This window comes from Celeribacter neptunius, assembly GCF_900113955.1.
GTDB lineage: Bacteria > Pseudomonadota > Alphaproteobacteria > Rhodobacterales > Rhodobacteraceae > Celeribacter > Celeribacter neptunius.
Genome location: NZ_FORH01000001.1, coordinates 649,288 through 667,082, shown reverse-complemented (window position 1 = coordinate 667,082; position 17,795 = coordinate 649,288). Strand labels below are relative to the sequence as shown.

Genomic DNA, 17,795 nt, shown 5'->3' with positions numbered 1-17,795 from the left:
ACAGGGCTGACCAGTGCGAGATTGGACCTTTCTCCCGCGCGCAAGCAAGGATAAGGTCCGGCGCGAGACCCATGAGGGTGCGTCACCCGATATTTTCGAGGATCAGCGGTTTGGGAAGATTCGACAAATACATGCTTCAGCAATTGCTGATGCTGTTCGGATTCTTCTCGCTCGTGCTGGCTCTGGTGTTCTGGGTCAACAAGGCGGTGAGCCTCTTGGACTGGCTGATGGGCGACGGGCAATCGGCCTCGACGTTTTTGCAGCTTACCCTGCTTTCACTGCCGACCATCCTGGTCAACATGCTGCCGATCGCCGCCTTTGCCGCGACAGTCTATGTCACCAACCGGCTGGCCTCCGAATCCGAACTGGTGGTGGTGCAGGCGGCGGGCTATTCGCCCTATCGGCTGGCGCGTCCGGTTCTGGTCTTCGGCCTGATTGTCGGGCTGATGGTGGCCATCCTCGCGCATATCCTCGTGCCGCTGTCGCAACGCGAGCTCGACCTGCGCCGGGCCGAGATTGCCCGCGACGTCACCGCCCAGCTGCTGACCGAGGGCACATTCGTCCATCCGGTCAAGGGCATCACCTTTTACGTCCGCAACATCACCCCGGCCGGCGAGTTGGAGGATGTCTATCTCTCCAACAGCCGCAGCGAAGGCCAGCGCCAGAGCTTCATGGCCAGCCGCGCGCTGATCGTCAAAGATGACGAGGGGCCGATGCTCCTGATGTTCGATGGCATGACCCAGACCTTCGACATCGCGGACACCCGTCTCTCGGTCACCCGGTTCGACAGTTTCGCCTATAGCCTCAAGGGGCTTCTGGGCAACCAGACCGATCAGCGACGCAGCCTGCGCGCCACCGACAGTTTCACCCTGCTCAAGGCCGATCCGGTGCTGCAACAGGACCTCGGGATCACGCCCCTGAGCATGCTCGCCGAGGTCACCCAGCGGATGAACAAGGCGGTGCAAGGCGTCGCCATCTGCCTCGTCGGCTTTGCCGCGCTGCTGATCGGCGGGTTTTCGCGCTTCGGATTGTGGCGCCAGATCCTTCTGGCCATTTTCCTGCTGGTCGTCGTCAAATCGATGGACAATTCCTTCGAAGGGCTGATCGATCGCGACCCGCAGCTCTGGCCGCTGCGTTACCTGTCGTCGCTGGTCGCCATCGTGCTCGCCAGCCTGCTGCTGTGGCATTCGACCCGGCCGCCGCTGCTGCGCCGCCGGCGCAATGCCCAGACGAAAACCGGCGCCGGAGAGGACACGAAAGATCACACGGGGGCTGCATCATGAGGCTCGATCTCTATTTTGCCCGCCGCTTCCTGCGCGCCCTGTTCATGGTGCTGGCAATCTTTGCAGGCCTCATCGCCATGGTCGAGAGCCTCGATCAGATCCGCAGCTTCTCCGGCATCGAGACCGGCGGCATGACGGTCCTGCGCATGGCGCTGCTGCGGGTGCCGCGCGGGCTTTACGATATCCTGCCGATCGTGGTGATGATTGCCACGCTGGTGATGTTTCTCGGACTGGCGCGCAGTTCGGAACTGGTGGTGGCCCGTGCCGCCGGGCGCTCGGCCCTGCGCTCTTTACTGCCACCGGTCAGCGTGGCCTTTCTCTTCGGCCTGTTCTGCATCTCCGTGCTCAATCCTTTCGCGGCGGCCACCGAACGCGCCTATGACCAACAGAAGACCCTGCTTCTGAAGGGCGAGAGACAGGTATTTTCCGTCTCCGACGAAGGTCTCTGGCTGCGCGAGGGGACACAGACGGGTCAGATGCTGATCCGCGCCTCGCGTTCCAATCTCGACGGCTCGCTGTTGCAGGATGTGAGCTTCATCGGCTTCACCGCGGACGGGCTGCCGCTCTATCGCATCGAGGCGCAGGATGCCCGGATCGAAGGCTCCGACTGGGTGCTCTCACAGGCCAAGCGCTGGCCTCTCGAAGGCGCCGCCAACCCGGAGGCCGCGGCCACGGAACACGACCGGCTGACGCTGCCGACCTCGCTCACCGTGGATGAGATCCGCGACCGGTTCGGCACCCCTTCGGCGATTTCGATCTGGGACATGTCCGGCTATATCGAAAAGCTGGAATTCGCCGGCTTCTCGGCGCGCAGTTACCGGATGTGGCTGCAAAGCGAGCTGGCCCTGCCCTTTGCCTTTGTCGCCATGGTGCTGATCGCCGCCGGCTTCACCATGCGCCACACCCGTCTGGGGCGGACCTCGACCCTCGTGATCACCGCGATCATCCTGGCCTTCGCCTTTTACTTCCTGCGCTCCTTTGCCATCGTCATGGGGCAAAACGGGCTTTTGCCGATCCCGCTTGCGGCCTGGGCGCCCCCGATCGCGGTCTGTTTCGCCACGCTTGCCCTTCTGTTGCATTTGGAGGATGGATAGGGGAATGACTGAAGCACCGGCCTCTCCCGCGCGCCGCACGCGCTCCGGACGGCTCAGGGCCCTTGCCCTGAGCTCGGCTTTGTTCATGGCGCCGCTCGTCGGTGCGCCGCTTCTCATGGCGCCATTCGTCCCGGCGGCCCATGCCCAGAGCACAGCTCAGGAGGCCAGCACCCCGCCAACGGCGCTTCTGGCCGACAGCGTGACGTTCGACGGCACGCAGTTGATCGCCGAAGGCCATATCGAAGTGCTGCGCGACACGACAAAACTCACGGCCAGCCGGATCATCTACAATCAGGACACGGGTCAACTCAGCATCGAAGGCCCGATCCGGCTGACCGAGGCCGGGTCCGACACCGTCCTTCTCGCCTCATCTGCCGAGCTGGACCCCGCCTTGCAAAACGGGCTTCTGATCTCGGCCCGCGCCGTCATCGCCCGGCAATTGCAGCTCGCGGCCGCCCGGCTCGATGTGGTCGACGGGCGTTATCTGCGGCTACAGAACTCCATCGCCTCGACCTGCGAGGTCTGCGCCGCCCGCCCCGTGCCTTTGTGGGAAATCCGCGCCCGCGAAGTGATCCACGACAGTCAGGAACACCAGCTCTATTTTACCAATGCGCATTTGCGTATCGCGAATATTCCGGTGCTCTGGTTGCCGCATCTGCGTGTGCCGGACCCAAGCCTGAAACGTGCCACCGGCTTTCTGATCCCCGAGATCCGCACGGATTCAACGTTGGGCACCGGGATCGAGATCCCCTATTTCGTCACCCTCGGCGATCATCGCGATCTCACCATCTCGCCCTATATCGCCACCAGGACCACGACGCTCAACCTGCGCTATCGTCAGGCCTTCTCGAACGGCACCCTGCAGCTCAATGGGGCGCTCAGTTCGGATGACACCCGCAGCGGGATACGCGCCTATCTCTTTGCCAAGGGCAACTGGGATATCGCGAAGGGGTTGAATTTCGGCCTAGACCTGCGCGCTGCCTCCGACATCGCCTATCTCGCCGATTACGGCATTTACGATAGCGATTACCTGCCCTCGAAACTCACCCTGACGCGCTATCGCCAAGATGAGGCGCTGGATGCGGAACTGACCTATTCGCGCAGCCTGCGTGGCGCCGATATCGCTGTCGAAGACACGCTGCCGCTGGTGTTGGGCAGTTTCAATTTCGAGCGTTTTCTCGATCCGGCCGTCCTGCCCGGGCGCCTGAGTTTCGGTCTCTCCGGATCGACCGCCTATCGCGACTCGCGCGAGGATGTCGTCGGCTATGACATGCTGCGTCTCGGTGCCGAAACCCGCTGGAGCGGCAATCTGATCTTCGGCCCGGGGCTGCGGCTCGATAATACCGCCGCTTTGATGCTCGACGGCTATCTGCAGCAACACTATGCCGCCTATGACGACACGGTGCTGCGTCTCACCGGCTCGGTCGAGACCCGACTGAGCTGGCCGCTCACCCGGGTGACCGCCTCGGGAGCATCAGAACTGCTCGAGCCGATCCTGCAGCTCGGCTGGTCCGACAGCACCGGCGGCACGGTACCCAACAGCGATTCCCAGCTTGTCGAGTTCGATGAGGGCAATCTTCTGACGCTGGCGCGGTTTCCCGGCGCCGATCGGCGGACCACCGGGCTGACAGCGGCGGCCGGGCTGCGGTTTTCGCATGCTTCCGAGACCACGGATTATGCGCTGAGCCTTGGCCGGGTACTCTATCTCGAGGATCATGCGGAATATTCCACCGCCTCCGGATTGTCCGGCCAGAGCTCCGACTGGCTGATCGGCGCGGCCATGCGCTTCGACAACGGACTCGCCTTCAACAGCCGCGCCCTCATCGCTGCGGATGCCGAGGTGACGAAATGGGAAACCCGTCTCAATTACGCCCGCAGCCGCTACAGCATCGGCACGACCTACAGTTACGTCATCGCCAATGCGCTCGAGGATCGCGACACACCGCTCAATGAATTCGGCTTCGACGGCACCGTGAAACTGGCACGCAATTGGACCGCGAGCGCGCTCTATCTCTACGATTTCAACGAGAACGAAGCCACGCGTGCCGGTCTGGGCCTGGAATTTCAGAACGAATGTACCCGTCTGCGGCTCAGCCTGACCCGGCGGTTCTGGGACACCGAGGCGCTCGACCCGACAACACGCTTTGCCTTTTCCGTCGGCTTTGGCGCCTTCGGTTCCGGCAAGACTTCGGCCGGCACATGCGGCTTGTAGCCGGGGCCGGCATGGCGTCGCCGATCGCAACCGATCATGGGCCGCAATCCGCTTGGCCCGCGACGCGAAACCTCTTAGAAAGAGGGCAACAGGATTTCTGCGTGCCATGCGCTGGCACGGGGATCGCAATCGGGTCCGAGAGGAACCGGCCTAATTGAGGCCTGACAGAGGCAGAACGAGGAGTGGGCATGACACGCAAATTCGGAGCAAAGTTTCTTGCCGCGACGGTGACACGGGCCTTGACCATCACAGCCAATATCACGGGCAGACCGCTGCGCGCGATGATGCTCACCCTGCCGCTTCTGGCCCAGCCCGGCCTGGCTGCGGCCCAGAACATGTTTGCGCCGGTCGCCTATGTGAACGACAAGGTGGTGACACGTTACGAGCTCGATCAGCGGATGCAGCTTCTGAGCACATTGGGCGGCGGGACCTCGCGTCAGGCGGCACTCGACGCGCTGATCGAAGACCGGCTGAAAATGGAAGCCGCCGACCGGATCGGATTTGCCATCACCGATGAACAGATTGCCCAGGGCATTGCCGAATTTGCCAGCCGCGGCAATCTCCAGCCGGAACAATTTCTCTCCCTGATGGCGCGAAACGGCGTCTCGGCGCAGACCGTGCGCGATTTTCTGAGCGTCGGGCTGACTTGGCGCGACTATGTGCGCGGCCGCTTCGCCTCCAAGGCGCAGGTCTCGGAATCCGAGATCGACCGCGCCCTGCAGGAAAACGGTCCCTCCGGCGGGCTCAGGGTGCTGTTGTCCGAATTGTTCCTGCCGGCCCGCACCCCCGAGGAAGCGGCGCAATCCGAAGCGCTCGCCAAACAGATCGCCGCCAACCCGTCGGTCGCCGCCTTTGCCGCCGCCGCCACGAAATATTCCGTGGCGCCCTCGCGCGACAAGGCCGGGCGGATGGACTGGAGCGCGATCGGGGATTTGCCGCCGCCCTTGCGCGCCGCGGTCATCGGCTTGAAACCCGGCGAGATCTCCACGCCCTTGTCCACCGGCAATGCCATCGGCATTTTCCAGCTGCGCTCGGTGGCCGAAACCGATACGCCGACACCGCCCGCGGACGCGATCGAATATGCCGCCTATTACATCGCCGGCGGTCACTCGGAAGCAGCGATGAAACGCGCCGCCGAGGTGGAAGCCCAGGTCGACACCTGCGACGATCTCTATGGCATCGCCAAGGGAGAGCCCGAAAGCGTGTTGCAGATCGACACCCTGCCGGTCGGCCAGATCCCCAATGACGTGGCGCTGGAGCTGGCGAAGCTCGACCCGGGCGAGGTCTCGACCGCGCTGACCCGTGCCGATGGCCAGACGCTCGTCTTCCTGATGATGTGCGGCCGCTCTTACGCCGCCAAGGCCGATGCCGACCGCGATCAGATCCGCAATCAGCTGCAATCGGCGCGTCTCTCTGCGCTGGCCGACAGTTTTCTGGCCGAAATGCGCGCCGATGCGACCATCGTGATCCCCTGAGCGGAGGTCCTCCCCGGCGCCATATTGCCAGATGGCCCGGGATGTGATTTCCGTAACGTTGTTTTTACATGATGCCCGATTGCGGGTCCCAGTTCGCATGTTTCCCATAACCCCGTTGCCCATTGCGAGATCCCATGAGCCAGACCGATCCTTCCGCCCCGATTGCCCCGATTGCCCTCAGCTGCGGTGAACCGGCCGGGATCGGGCCCGAACTTGCGGTCAAGGCCGCAAAGCTTCTCACCGGCGACATCCCGTTTTTCTGGATCGGCGATCCGCGCCACCTGCCGCAGGATGCGCTCTACGAGGAAATCTCCAGCCCGGCCGAGGCGCTGGAAGTCTCCCGCTGGGCCCTGCCGGTGCTGCGTCACGATTTTCCCGAAGAGGTCCGGCCCGGCAAGCCCAGCCTGGAGAATGCCCAGAGCGTGATCGATGTGATCCGCCGTGCCGTCGCGCTGGTGCAAAGCGGCGAGGCCTCCGGGCTCTGCACCGCGCCGATCAACAAGAAAGTGCTGAAAGACGGCGCCGGCTATGCCTTTCCCGGCCATACCGAATTCCTCGCCCATCTCGGCGGCGTCGAGCATGAGGTGATGATGCTGGCCTGTCCCGAGCTGCGGGTGGTGCCGGTCACCATCCATATCCCGCTCAAGGACGTGCCGGCGCAATTCAACCCGGAGCTTTTGGAAGCCACGATCCGCGTCACCGCCGCCGATCTCGAACGCTATTGGGGATTGTCGCGGCCGAGCATCGCCATCGCCGGGCTGAACCCGCATGCCGGTGAAGGCGGTGCCATGGGCAACGAAGAGCTTGAGTGGATGATCCCCCTGATCGAACGTCTCAGGAAGGAAGGTTTCGATCTCATCGGCCCGATGCCGCCGGACACGATGTTCCATGCCCGCGCACGCGCCAATTATGACGTCGCGCTCTGCGCCTATCACGATCAGGCGCTCATTCCGATCAAGACCATCGATTTCTCCGGTGGCGTCAATGTCACCCTCGGCCTGCCGTTCATCCGCACCTCGCCGGATCACGGCACGGCGTTCGACATTGCCGGCAAGGGCGTGGCCGATCCCTCTAGCCTGATCGCCTCGCTGCGCATGGCGCTCGACATGGCGATTGCCGCCGCCCGCAAAGGGCGCGGCTGATGGCCACCGTCGACGGGCTGCCACCGCTCAGAGAGGTGATCGAGCGTCACGGGCTGGTGGCGAAGAAATCTCTGGGCCAGAACTTTCTTCTGGATCTCAATCTGACCTCGAAAATTGCCCGTCAGGCCGGCGATCTGTCGCACTGCGACGTGTTGGAGGTCGGCCCCGGCCCGGGCGGTCTGACCCGCGGGCTTCTGGCCGAGGGCGCGCGCAAGGTCTTGGCCGTCGAAAAGGACAGCCGGGCGATGGCGGCGCTGGCCGAGATTTCCGAGACCTATCCCGGCAAGCTCGAGGTGCTCAACGCCGACGCGCTCGAGATCGATCCGCTCGAACGTCTCACCCCGCCGGTGCGCATCGTCGCCAACCTGCCCTATAATGTCGGCACCGAGCTTCTGGTGCGCTGGCTCACGCCGGACGCCTGGCCGCCCTATTGGTCGTCGCTGACCCTGATGTTCCAGCGCGAAGTGGCGGAGCGGATCGTTGCCGAACCGGGCAGCAAGAAATACGGTCGTCTGGCGATCCTGAGCCAGTGGCGCACCACGCCGCGCATCGTCATGGAATTGCCGCCCGAGGCCTTCAGCCCGCCGCCGAAGATCCATTCCGCCGTGGTGCATTTTGAGGCGCTGCCCGCACCGCGGTTCGAGGCCGATCCCAAAGTGCTCGAACGCATCGTCGCCGCCGGGTTCAACCAGCGCCGCAAGATGCTCCGCGCCTCGCTCAAGGGCATTGCCCCCGAGATCGAGGATCATCTGCTGGCCGCCGGGATCAAACCCACGGATCGCGCCGAACAGATCTCGGTCGAGGGCTGGTGCGCGCTGGCCCGCGAATTGGCGACGGTCTGAGCAGGGAGAGCCGCGATGTTTTCCCATGTCACGCTGGGCGCCGATGATCTCGACGAGGCTGCCGTTTTTTACGACGCGGTGCTGGGCGCCATCGGCATGACACAGCGCGCGGTCGTGCCCGATGGCGGACCGGAGGCGCGCTGCTGGGTGCGGCCCGAGGCGCCCTACCCGCGCTTCTATGTCTACAAGCCTTTCGACAAGGCAGAGGCAAAACCCGGCAATGGTGTCATGCTGGCGTTCGTCGCCCCCTCGCGCGCGGCTGTGGACACGGCCCATGCCGCGGGTCTCAGCCATGGCGGCACCGATGAGGGCGCACCGGGCCCCCGGCCACATTACGCGCCGGATTACTATGGCGCCTATCTGCGCGACCCGTCGGGCAACAAGATCCATGTCGTGCATCGCGATGAGCTGACCGACACGTTTGCGATTCACGGGTAAAATCGTCTCCCCCGCTCACCACATCCCCAACATCTGCGCCCAATCTGCGCCCGGGCCAAACACCGATATTCAGCTTTTGGTGAGCCGGGTCAAACCGGCGAAAACCCGCTCTAAGACTGCGGTTTAGCCTCATCAACCTTTGTAGAATGCCGGACCACTGCAACTGCCGTTGAGTGGTCAGACCCGATTTGCTCATGCCCTGTGTCCTCGTTGCCCCGGCACTCACGCCAGATCGGGCATCGCAACCCATTCCCTTACGAGGATCACAGGACATGAAATCTATCCTTTTCGCCACCGCCCTTTTCACCGCTGCCTCCGGCGCCGCTTTCGCGTCGAACGATCTGCCGCTCAATGACGAGATCAAAGCCCAGATCACCGAAATGCTCACCGCAGACGGTTACGAGGTCGGCAAGATCAAGATCGAAGACGGTCTCTATGAAGCCTATGCCAAGAAAGACGGCGGCAAATACGAAGTCCTGCTCGATGGCGAGTTCAACATCGTCAAAGTCCAAGACTGACCCATAACCTTCCCGCCTGCCGCGCTCTGCACTCATCCCGGCGCATCACGCGCCAAGCCATCGCGGGCGCGGCAGGTCTGAGGGAGAAAGGAGATCCGCCATGAAAACCGCAATGAACGGCACGATGGACGACCGCGTAACAAGCGTCCGGCCCCCGGCGCGGAAACGCACCCGGGTCTGGGACCCGCTGGTGCGCCTGTTTCACTGGTCGCTGGTGAGCTGTTTCGCCGCCAACGCGCTTTTCGTCGATGGCGAGAACGATTTGCACCTGGTGTTCGGCTACACGATCATCGGGCTCGTCGGCTTTCGCCTGCTCTGGGGCTTCGTCGGTGGCCAATACGCCCGGTTCAAGAGCTTTCCGCCCTCGGCGCAGGACGCGCTGGAACAGGGTGCCGATATGGTCTCCGGCCGGGTGCATATCCATGTCGGGCACACGCCGCTCGGCGCCCTGATGATTTACAACCTGCTGCTGACGCTCTCGGTGATCGGGCTGTCCGGTTATCTGATGACCACGGATATGTTCTGGGGCGTCGAATGGCCCGAAGAGGTGCACAAGATCGCGGTCGACTGGGCCGAGGTCTCGGTCGTCCTGCATATCGCGGCGGTGATCTTTGAGAGCTATCGCACCAAGGTCAATCTTCCCCGCGCGATGGTGACAGGCTACAAGGACCTACCGGAGTAGCATTCCACCGGATCTTTCGATCCGGTCAGGGATGATCAGATCTGCGAGCAGCAAGAGGACAACATGCGCCCCCCTATTCCTACGAAAAGCTCGGCGGCGCTGATCGCCCTCGTCGCGGTCCAGGCCTTTTGCATCGTCTTCTTTCTCTCCGATGTCTTCGCCGATTTTCAGGAGGCCGGCGGCAAGCCCACCTCGCATCTGCTGATCGAAGCGATGGCCGCCCTCACCCTGATCATCGCCATCCTGTTCGAGCTGCGGTACATGCTGACCCTGATCCGGCGCAAGGAGCGGCTCGAGCAGAGCCTCGATCAGGCGTCGCGCGCCGTCTTCGACGTGATCGAAAGCCATTTCGACGACTGGCGCCTGTCGCCCGCCGAACGCGATGTCGCAGGCTTTCTGGTCAAGGGGATGTCAATCGCCGAGATCGCCCAGCTGCGCGGCAATGCCGAGGGCACGATCAAGGCGCATCTCAATGCGATCTATCGTAAATCCGGCACCACCAATCGCGGCGAAATGCTGTCCTTGCTGATCGACACGCTGATCGGCGCGCGCCCCAGCGCATAAGACCTGTCGCGATCATAGCGAACCGCATACAGACCAAAGATCAAAAAGCCCCCTGACAGAACCCCCGGCCTCGCAAGAGACCGGGGGTCTGAAATTCACGTCAGGGCTGGCTCCTGTCACGACGCCTGCCCGGGCTGCGTTCCGAGTTGGGTCTTACTCGACCTCTGCCGGGGCATCGCCACCGGAAGCCTCGGGCGCAGAGGCTTCAGCCGCAGGCGCCTCGGCCGGCTGTTCCGCTGCCTTGGCCGCGGCTTCCGCCTCACGCTCGGCCTTGGTCTTGCGCGGTTTGCGCGGGGCACGCGGCTTTTTCGGCTTCGGCGCGTCCTCGGGGGTCTCGACCAGCCCGTTGTCCGCAGCCGGCGTCTCGTTCTCGACAAAGACCAGATCCGGCTGATCGCCTTCGCCAGCCGCCGCCGCTGCGTTGTTCTGCTGCTGATCTTCGCGTTTGCGCTGACGCTCGGCCCGTTCGGCGCGTTCCGCCTCCTGGCGTTCGCGGCGCTCGGCCTGTTCGCGCTCCTGCTGCTCGCGCTGCGCTTCCTGTTCTTTCTGGGCCTGTCCCAGAAGCCGCAGGTAATGCTCGGCGTGCTGCTGGAAGTTCTCGGCGGCGACACGGTCGTTGCCGAGCTGCGCATCGCGGGCCAGCTGATTGTATTTCTCAATGATCTGTTGCGGTGTCCCGCGCACCTTGCCCTCGGGGCCGGAGCTGTCGAAGACACGGTTGACGATATTGCCAACGGAACGGTTGCGGTTGTTCTTGGACCGCGAACGGTTTTTCGAAGATCTCATATGTTGTTCTTTCGAGCCTATGTCTCGCCTATGTCTCGGTAAATCGAGCCTGTGTCTGCCGGATTCTTGGACCGGCTTGTCCTTGATATGGCTTGTCTGTCCCATGCGCTCCCAGTGCTGGGAGCCCTCAACATCAAAGCTGTGCAGGGTAACTGCGCCGGGGAGCAACCTCCCGCCTGACGCCCTTCCCAGTAATCATGTTGCGCCGGGCATTACAAGGGCTTTTTGCACATGTGCTGCGCCAAATCGCACGATCTTGAGGGAAAGCGATGTGATTTCGCAGCAAAATTTCGCATTGCGCGCCCGGCTCCCTCGGCCACAGACGAGACTGACGCATAAAGATTACCAATTCGCTGAGAGCAAAAACGGTGCGTGTCACGTCACTTGAACGGCGCTCGGACCTTTTCAGATCTGCGCTGCGCTCACTTGCCATCGTTGCGCGGATGCGGGTTCGGCGCCTGAGCCCGCACCACCCGGTCGCGCCCGTCCCAATCTGCCAGAACCCGCACCGCTTTGAGCCCCTGATCGAGAAACAGATCGGAGACCGCCGCGCCCTGGGTCGGGCCGATCTCGACAATCAGCCTTCCGCGCGGCGCGAGAAATTGCCGGGCCTTGGCGGCAATCGCGCGATAGGCGTCGAGCCCGTCCGCCTCATCGGTCAGCGCCATGCGCGGCTCATGGCCCAGCTCCGGCGCAAGTGCCCCCATCTCGTCTCGGGCGATATAGGGCGGGTTGGAGACGATCAGCTCGAACTGCCCGTCGATCCCCTCCCACCAATCCGCCTGCTGGAACCGGGCCCGGCCAGAGAGACCCAAGCCTTCGGCATTCTCGCGCGCGACACTCAGGGCGGCCTCGGAAAGATCCGTGCCCAGCCCCTTGGCCAGAACCTGTTCTGCCAGCAAGGTCAAGAGGATAGCCCCCGACCCGACGCCGAGATCCAGGACCGAATTGAACGGGCGCGCCAAGGCTTCGGCGATCAGGACCTCGGTCTCGGGGCGCGGGTCGAGCACATCGGCGGTCACCTTGAACCGTCGGCCGTAGAACTCACGATAGCCCAGGATATGCGACACCGGTTCGCGGGCCACGCGGCGGGTGATCGCGACGTCGAAAGCCCTGACATCGGCCTCGGAGATCGCATCGGGCATCACCAGCGTGAGCCGCCCGGGGTCGAGCCCCAGCACATGGGACATCAGCAGTCGCGCATCGCGGGGCGCGCCCTCGATCCCGGCCGCGCTGAGCCGCTTGGTTCCGGCGATCAGGGCGCTCTGAACCGTCCCGCCCGTCACTGGCCCATCTCCGCAAGAAGCGTCGCCTGATGGTCCGAGATCAGCGCATCGATCACCTCGTCCAGGTCACCGCCCATCACGGAATCGAGCTTGTAGAGCGTCAGGTTGATACGGTGATCGGTCATCCGGCCTTGCGGGAAATTATAGGTGCGGATGCGTTCGGACCGATCGCCGGAGCCGACCTGCGACTTGCGATCCGCCGAACGCGCATCGTGCAGCTTTTGCCGCTCTGCGTCGTAAAGCCGCGCTTTCAGCACGTTCATCGCAATCTCGCGGTTGCGGTGCTGCGATTTCTCGGAACTGGTCACCACGATGCCCGAAGGGATATGGGTGATCCGCACCGCCGAATCCGTGGTGTTGACGTGCTGACCGCCGGCGCCGGAGCTGCGCATCGTGTCGATGCGGATGTCATTGGGGTTGATCTCGATATCCACATCCTGCGCCTCGGGCAGCACCGCCACGGTGGCGGCGGAGGTGTGGATGCGCCCGCCGCTCTCGGTTTCGGGCACGCGCTGCACCCGGTGCACACCGCTCTCGAATTTCATCCGGGCAAAGACCCCTTCGCCCTTGATATTAGCGGTGACTTCCTTGATCCCGCCCAGCTCGCCCTCGGAGAGATCGAGGATCTCGAAGGTCCAGCCCTTGGCCTCGGCGTAGCGCTGATACATGCGCAAGAGATCGCCGGCAAAAAGCCCGGCCTCGTCGCCGCCGGTGCCCGGACGGATCTCGATGATGGCGGAGCCGTCATCGGCGGCGTCTTTCGGCAGGAGCGCGATTTGCAGCGCCGCTTCCGCCTCGGGCAGCCGGGCTTTGAGCCCCGGCAGTTCCTCTTCCGCCAGGGCTTTCATCTCCGGATCGCCAAGCATCGCCTCGGCCTCGGCAAGATCGCCGAGCAAAGCCTGATAGGCACGGATCTGGTCCACCACCGGCCGCAGAGCGGCATATTCGCGGCCCAAAGCGACAATATCGCCTGTGCCTTGCGACATGGCGGCCTCAAGGAATTCAAAACGCTGAAGGATCTGGTGCAGTCTGTCTTCGGGTATCATGGATGATCTGTTGCCCGGCTTTGGCGAGGCCGTCAAGCTTTCGCAATCGCCTTTCACAGCCACAATGACTAGAACCCGGCCGCCTCGATCCAGGCGGTGACCCGGCGCGCATTCACCCCGAGATCGGATTTGCCGAACCGTGCCCGCGCCAGAAAGGCCACCCGCGCGCCGCTCTCATCCGTGCGGGCGGCGACGGTGGTGAAATCGGGAAACCCCCAGAAGGCGGTGCGCGTGCGATAGGTCAGACGCCCCTCTTCGACCGAGCCCGCCACATGTCGGGTGCGCGGTTCGGTTTCGGCAATCGCCGCGATGCGCATCAGCACCTCTTCCGGTTCGAGCGGTACGGGCAGGACGCGTTTCGCGCCTTTCGCCCCGGGATCGCGGGCGGCGAAAGGATCGACATGCCAGCGTTCCGGCTCCGTGGGCGCCAGCCGGACGTAGAGCTGCGCCAGAACAAACAGGCCGATCGCGATCCAGAGCGCCGTTTTCATCTCAGGCCCCTGCCCCTTCGCCGGCCTCGGCGCGGCGCGTCCAGCCGTAGAGACAGATCAGCTCCATCGCCACATGGGCGCCGGCCACGGCGGTGGCGCCGCTGGTGTCATAGGGCGGCGAAACCTCGACGACATCGCCACCGGTCAGCCTGACCCCCGCCAGATCGCGCAGGATCGCGGCGGCCTGCCAGGAGGCCAATCCGCCCCAGACCGGCGTGCCGGTGCCGGGCGCGAAGGCCGGGTCGAGACAGTCGATATCGAAGGTCAGGTAGCAATTGCGGTCACCGACGATGCGCTTGACCTCGGAGGCGACCCAGGCGGCACCGCGTTCGTGCACGGTGCGGGCGTCGATGATATTGACCCCCAGAGTGTCGGGATTGTCGGTGCGGATACCGATCTGCACCGAGGTTTTCGGATCGATCAGCCCGGTTTTCACCGCCTTGTAGAACATCGTGCCGTGATCGATCCGGGTGAGATCGTCATCCTGCCATGTGTCCGAATGGGCATCGAAATGGATCAGGCTCAGACGGCCGTATTTCTCGGTATGGGCCTTGAGCACCGGATAGCTGATATAGTGATCGCCGCCCAATACGAGGCTGCCGGCCCCGGCTTTGAGAATCCCGCGGATATGCGCGGTCAGCCTGTCCGGGAATTCGGACACCATGGCATAGTCAAAGGCCAGATCGCCGTAATCCACCACGTTCATCTCGTCGAGGGGCGAGTAATCCCAGCCATAGGGCGCATCGAAAGGTTGCAATGTCGAGGCTTCGCGGATCGCGCGCGGCCCGAGACGGGTGCCGGGGCGGTTGGTCACCGCCTGATCGAACGGCACGCCGGTGATCGCCAGATCAACGCCGGTCAGGTCCTTGGTATAGCGCCGGCGAAAGGCCGAAAGCGCACCGCCAAAGGCATTCTCATAGGCCAGGCCCCGGCCCGATCCGGTGAAAGCCAGATCGATCTGGGTTTTCGCATCTTCGAGCGCCATGGGTGTCTCCTCCACCGCCATCCGTACCGATGGGCCCACTGTAACCGGTTGAGGCTGCATGGCAATCCGGAGTTGCAGAAAAGCTGCACCGGTTTGCAGTTTGAAAATGCAATCCCCCCACATCAGAGATGCGGGGGGAGAGGAACGACCGGGGTCGTTCTGGGGGGACAGAGGCCCCCGACGGTCATGCCGGAGGCGAACTGGTGCGCGTGTCGATCAGAATTTGACCGATCAGAATTTGAACGAAACGCGAGCGCCCAGGGTCGTGGCGGAGAGATCGGAACCGCTGTTGTCGAATTCGTCGAATTCGTTCTGCAGCAATTCGGCACCCACGTTGATCGAGTCGCTCAGCGCGTAATCGACGCCGATACCATAGGTGTAACCGGTGTCGTCATAGGACACGCCGCCGATATCGGCATTGGCATAGGCCGCACCGACCACACCATAGACGAGCGCCGGGCCCATGTCATAGCCGGCACGCAGCTTCAGACGGGTCAGGTCGTCGAGCTTGGCGGTGCCGGTCTCGAGCTCGGAGCCGAGATACTCGAGTTCGCCACCGAGGACGAAATTGCCGAAATCGTAATTGTAACCGCCGAACAGGCCATAGGTCATGTCGTCGGCGTTATCGAGCGCACCATCGCCCCAGCCATAGCCGAGCGTCGCACCGGCATAACCGCCGGTCCAATCGGCACCCGCGGCCACCGGAACGATCGGTGCGGGGTTGACGACCGCCGGCTCGACGGCCGGTTCGGAATAGCCACCGGCAAAGGCCGGGGCGGTCACGGCAAAGGCGGCCAGGGCCAGCACGGGTGTTGCGATACGTTTCATCATTCTTCTCCTTATCTGCCTCGTTCAGAGGTGATGCCTTGATTGGCATCTCATCCGGAGAGATAGCGGAGATCTTGCAAGAAAACAGAGGGGTACGGGTCACGCTCGCGTGAGGAAACCGTGAAGTACCATAATTCGGACAAAAGCCGCCGAGACCGGAATGCGAACCGGCAAAAAGCAGCTTATTCCATCGGCTTTCGCACTTTATTCCGTCGGCCTCCGCGCCTCAGGCGCCGGAATTCTTCTCTTCCAGCGTAAGCCATTCTTCCTCTGCGGCCCCGAGGGCGCTTTGCCGTTCGCTCAACATTTCGGTGGCCTTCTGGAACTTCACCGGCTCGCGGGTGAAGAGCTCAGGATCCGACAAAAGCTCCCCGAGTTTGGCAATCTCCGCTTCCAGCCGCTCGATCTCGGCCGGTAGCGCCTCGAGCCGGTGTTTCTCGGTGAAGGAGAGCCCGGATTTTTGCTTTTCCGCCGGCCTCGCCGCGGCTTGTTCCTGAGCCTGATCTTGGGCCTGCCCCGTGGCTTTCGCCTTGTTTTTTTCACCCCCCGCCATATGCGGTTTCTGCTTCGGTGCCGCGCCGCGTTGCGACAGGTAATCCGACCAGCCGCCGGCATAGGCCACCGCCTCGCCGCGGCCTTCCATCGCCACGGTCTGGGTCGCCACCCGGTCGATGAAATCGCGGTCGTGCGACACCAAAAGCACCGTGCCCTCGAAATCGGTCAGAAGCTCCTGCAACAGATCCAGCGTCTCGATGTCGAGATCGTTGGTCGGTTCGTCGAGCACCAGAAGATTCGACGGTTTTGCCATGATCTTCGCCAGCAGAAGCCGGGCTTTCTCGCCGCCCGAGAGCGCAGCAACCGGGGCCCGAGCCTGGGCTTCGGAAAACAGGAACTCTTTCAGATAGCCGACCACATGTTTCGGCGTACCACGCACCATGACCTGATCGGCCTTGCCGGAAACGGAAATCTCCTTGTCCGAGGTCATCGCCTCCCAGAGCGTCAGGTCTTCGCGAATATTGGACCGGGTCTGATCGAAGACGGCCATTTCGAGCTTGGTGCCAAGCTTCACCGTGCCGCTGTCCGGCGCCATCTCGCCGGTGAGCATTTTCAAAAGCGTGGTCTTGCCGGCGCCATTCGGGCCGACGAAAGCGATCCGGTCGCCGCGCGCCACCTTGATCGAGAAATCGCGGACGATGATCTTGTCCTCGAAACGTTTGGCGATGTGCTCCGCCTCGATCACCCGTTTGCCGGACTTTTCCGAGACCTCCAGATCCATCGCCGCCGTGCCCTGACGGCGGATCTGACTGGCGCGCTCGGATCGCAGGTCCTGCAGCGCCCGCACCCGGCCCATGTTGCGCTTGCGCCGGGCCGAAATGCCTTCGACCGCCCACCGCGCCTCCGCCTTGATCTTGCGATCGAGCTTGTGGCGCTGCATGTCCTCGTCTTCCCAGACCTTGTCGCGCCAGGCCTCGAAGGCCTCGAAGCCCTCTTCCTGTCGCCGCACCTGACCACGATCGATCCAGAGCGTCGCGCGGGTGAGATGATTGAGGAACGCCCGGTCGTGCGAGATCAGCACAAAGGCCGTCTTGGTGGTGCGCAGCTCTTCCTCGAGCCAGGCGATCGCCTCGATATCCAAATGGTTGGTCGGCTCGTCCAGCAGCATCAGCCCGGGCGCCTCGGCCAGAAGCTTCGCCAGAGCGGCACGGCGGCGTTCCCCACCCGAGGCGGTCTCGACCGGCGTTTCCGGGTCGAATTTCAGCCCTTCGGCGACCATGTCGACCTTGTAGCTCTCGCTCGGATCAAGCGCAGAGGCGGCGAAATCGCCCAGCGTGGCAAAGCCCGACAGATCCGGCTCCTGCTCCATATACCCCACCGTGATGCCGGGGCCGAGGATGCGCGAGCCGCGATCCTGTTCGACGAGGCCCGCCATGACTTTCATCAGGGTCGATTTGCCAGAGCCGTTGCGGCCGACAAGGGCGACGCGGTCGCCCTCCTGAACAACGAGGTTCAGCCCGTCGAACACGGGATCGCCGCCAAAGGTGAGAGAGATATCGGTGAGCTGTAATACGGGTGCGCGTGCCATAATGCTCCGCTACAGCCAGCCTCGGCGAAGGTCAAGCATC

At 63.4% G+C, this 17,795-nt stretch carries 17 protein-coding genes; 10 read left to right on the top strand and 7 right to left on the bottom strand.

Annotated features, from left to right (window positions below; genetic code table 11):
- Positions 1–110 precede the first annotated feature (110 nt).
- The 10 genes from lptF to BM151_RS03260 all read left to right on the top strand — a co-directional run bounded on the left by lptF (position 111) and on the right by BM151_RS03260 (position 10,250).
- Positions 111–1,283, top strand: a complete 1,173-nt coding sequence (gene lptF, locus BM151_RS03305; protein WP_245781082.1) for an LPS export ABC transporter permease LptF — start codon at positions 111–113, stop codon at positions 1,281–1,283.
- Positions 1,280–2,377, top strand: coding sequence for an LPS export ABC transporter permease LptG (lptG, locus tag BM151_RS03300; RefSeq protein ID WP_090057236.1), 1,098 nt, complete (start codon positions 1,280–1,282; stop codon positions 2,375–2,377). Before lptF ends, lptG begins: the two co-directional genes overlap by 4 nt.
- A gap of 4 nt (positions 2,378–2,381) precedes the next feature.
- Entirely contained in the window at positions 2,382–4,589 is a 2,208-nt protein-coding gene (locus BM151_RS03295; RefSeq protein ID WP_177213010.1) for an LPS-assembly protein LptD, read from the top strand.
- A 188-nt stretch (positions 4,590–4,777) separates the two neighbouring features.
- Entirely contained in the window at positions 4,778–6,064 is a 1,287-nt protein-coding gene (locus BM151_RS03290) for a peptidylprolyl isomerase (RefSeq protein ID WP_090057229.1), read from the top strand.
- A gap of 134 nt (positions 6,065–6,198) precedes the next feature.
- Complete coding sequence (pdxA, locus tag BM151_RS03285; RefSeq protein ID WP_090057225.1) at positions 6,199–7,206, top strand: 4-hydroxythreonine-4-phosphate dehydrogenase PdxA; 1,008 nt, start codon at positions 6,199–6,201, stop codon at positions 7,204–7,206.
- A complete protein-coding gene (rsmA, locus tag BM151_RS03280; RefSeq protein ID WP_090057222.1) occupies positions 7,206–8,048 on the top strand; it encodes a 16S rRNA (adenine(1518)-N(6)/adenine(1519)-N(6))-dimethyltransferase RsmA in 843 nt (280 codons plus the stop codon). The genes pdxA and rsmA overlap by 1 nt, the downstream gene beginning before the upstream one ends.
- Before the next feature lie 15 nt (positions 8,049–8,063).
- Positions 8,064–8,486, top strand: a complete 423-nt coding sequence (locus tag BM151_RS03275) for a VOC family protein (protein ID WP_090057218.1) — start codon at positions 8,064–8,066, stop codon at positions 8,484–8,486.
- Positions 8,487–8,758: 272 nt separating this feature from the next.
- Complete coding sequence (locus tag BM151_RS03270; protein ID WP_090057214.1) at positions 8,759–9,004, top strand: PepSY domain-containing protein; 246 nt, start codon at positions 8,759–8,761, stop codon at positions 9,002–9,004.
- A 100-nt stretch (positions 9,005–9,104) separates the two neighbouring features.
- Positions 9,105–9,686, top strand: a complete 582-nt coding sequence (locus BM151_RS03265) for a cytochrome b/b6 domain-containing protein (protein ID WP_245781081.1) — start codon at positions 9,105–9,107, stop codon at positions 9,684–9,686.
- A gap of 63 nt (positions 9,687–9,749) precedes the next feature.
- Positions 9,750–10,250: a helix-turn-helix domain-containing protein gene (locus tag BM151_RS03260; protein WP_090057210.1), complete on the top strand. Its 501-nt coding sequence runs from the start codon at positions 9,750–9,752 to the stop codon at positions 10,248–10,250.
- 153 nt (positions 10,251–10,403) lie between these two features.
- On the opposite strand, the gene BM151_RS03255 is transcribed toward BM151_RS03260, so the two are convergent.
- The 7 genes from BM151_RS03255 to BM151_RS03225 form a co-directional block, all read right to left on the bottom strand.
- Positions 10,404–11,036: a DUF4167 domain-containing protein gene (locus tag BM151_RS03255; RefSeq protein ID WP_090057206.1), complete on the bottom strand. Its 633-nt coding sequence runs from the start codon at positions 11,034–11,036 to the stop codon at positions 10,404–10,406.
- Between the two features lie 422 nt (positions 11,037–11,458).
- Positions 11,459–12,322, bottom strand: coding sequence for a peptide chain release factor N(5)-glutamine methyltransferase (prmC, locus tag BM151_RS03250; RefSeq protein ID WP_090057202.1), 864 nt, complete (start codon positions 12,320–12,322; stop codon positions 11,459–11,461).
- The gene (prfA, locus tag BM151_RS03245) at positions 12,319–13,368 is read right to left on the bottom strand and encodes a peptide chain release factor 1 (protein WP_090057198.1); all 1,050 of its coding nucleotides are present in this window, start codon (positions 13,366–13,368) and stop codon (positions 12,319–12,321) included. The genes prmC and prfA overlap by 4 nt, the downstream gene beginning before the upstream one ends.
- Positions 13,369–13,436: 68 nt before the next feature.
- Complete coding sequence (locus BM151_RS03240) at positions 13,437–13,859, bottom strand: DUF1499 domain-containing protein (RefSeq protein WP_090057195.1); 423 nt, start codon at positions 13,857–13,859, stop codon at positions 13,437–13,439.
- 1 nt (position 13,860) lies between these two features.
- On the bottom strand, positions 13,861–14,844 hold the full coding sequence (gene speB / locus BM151_RS03235) for an agmatinase (protein WP_090057191.1): 984 nt from the start codon (positions 14,842–14,844) through the stop codon (positions 13,861–13,863).
- Between the two features lie 231 nt (positions 14,845–15,075).
- Positions 15,076–15,672: an outer membrane protein gene (locus tag BM151_RS03230; protein WP_090057188.1), complete on the bottom strand. Its 597-nt coding sequence runs from the start codon at positions 15,670–15,672 to the stop codon at positions 15,076–15,078.
- Positions 15,673–15,898: 226 nt separating this feature from the next.
- Complete coding sequence (locus tag BM151_RS03225; RefSeq protein ID WP_090057185.1) at positions 15,899–17,755, bottom strand: ABC-F family ATP-binding cassette domain-containing protein; 1,857 nt, start codon at positions 17,753–17,755, stop codon at positions 15,899–15,901.
- Positions 17,756–17,795: the final 40 nt, after the last annotated feature.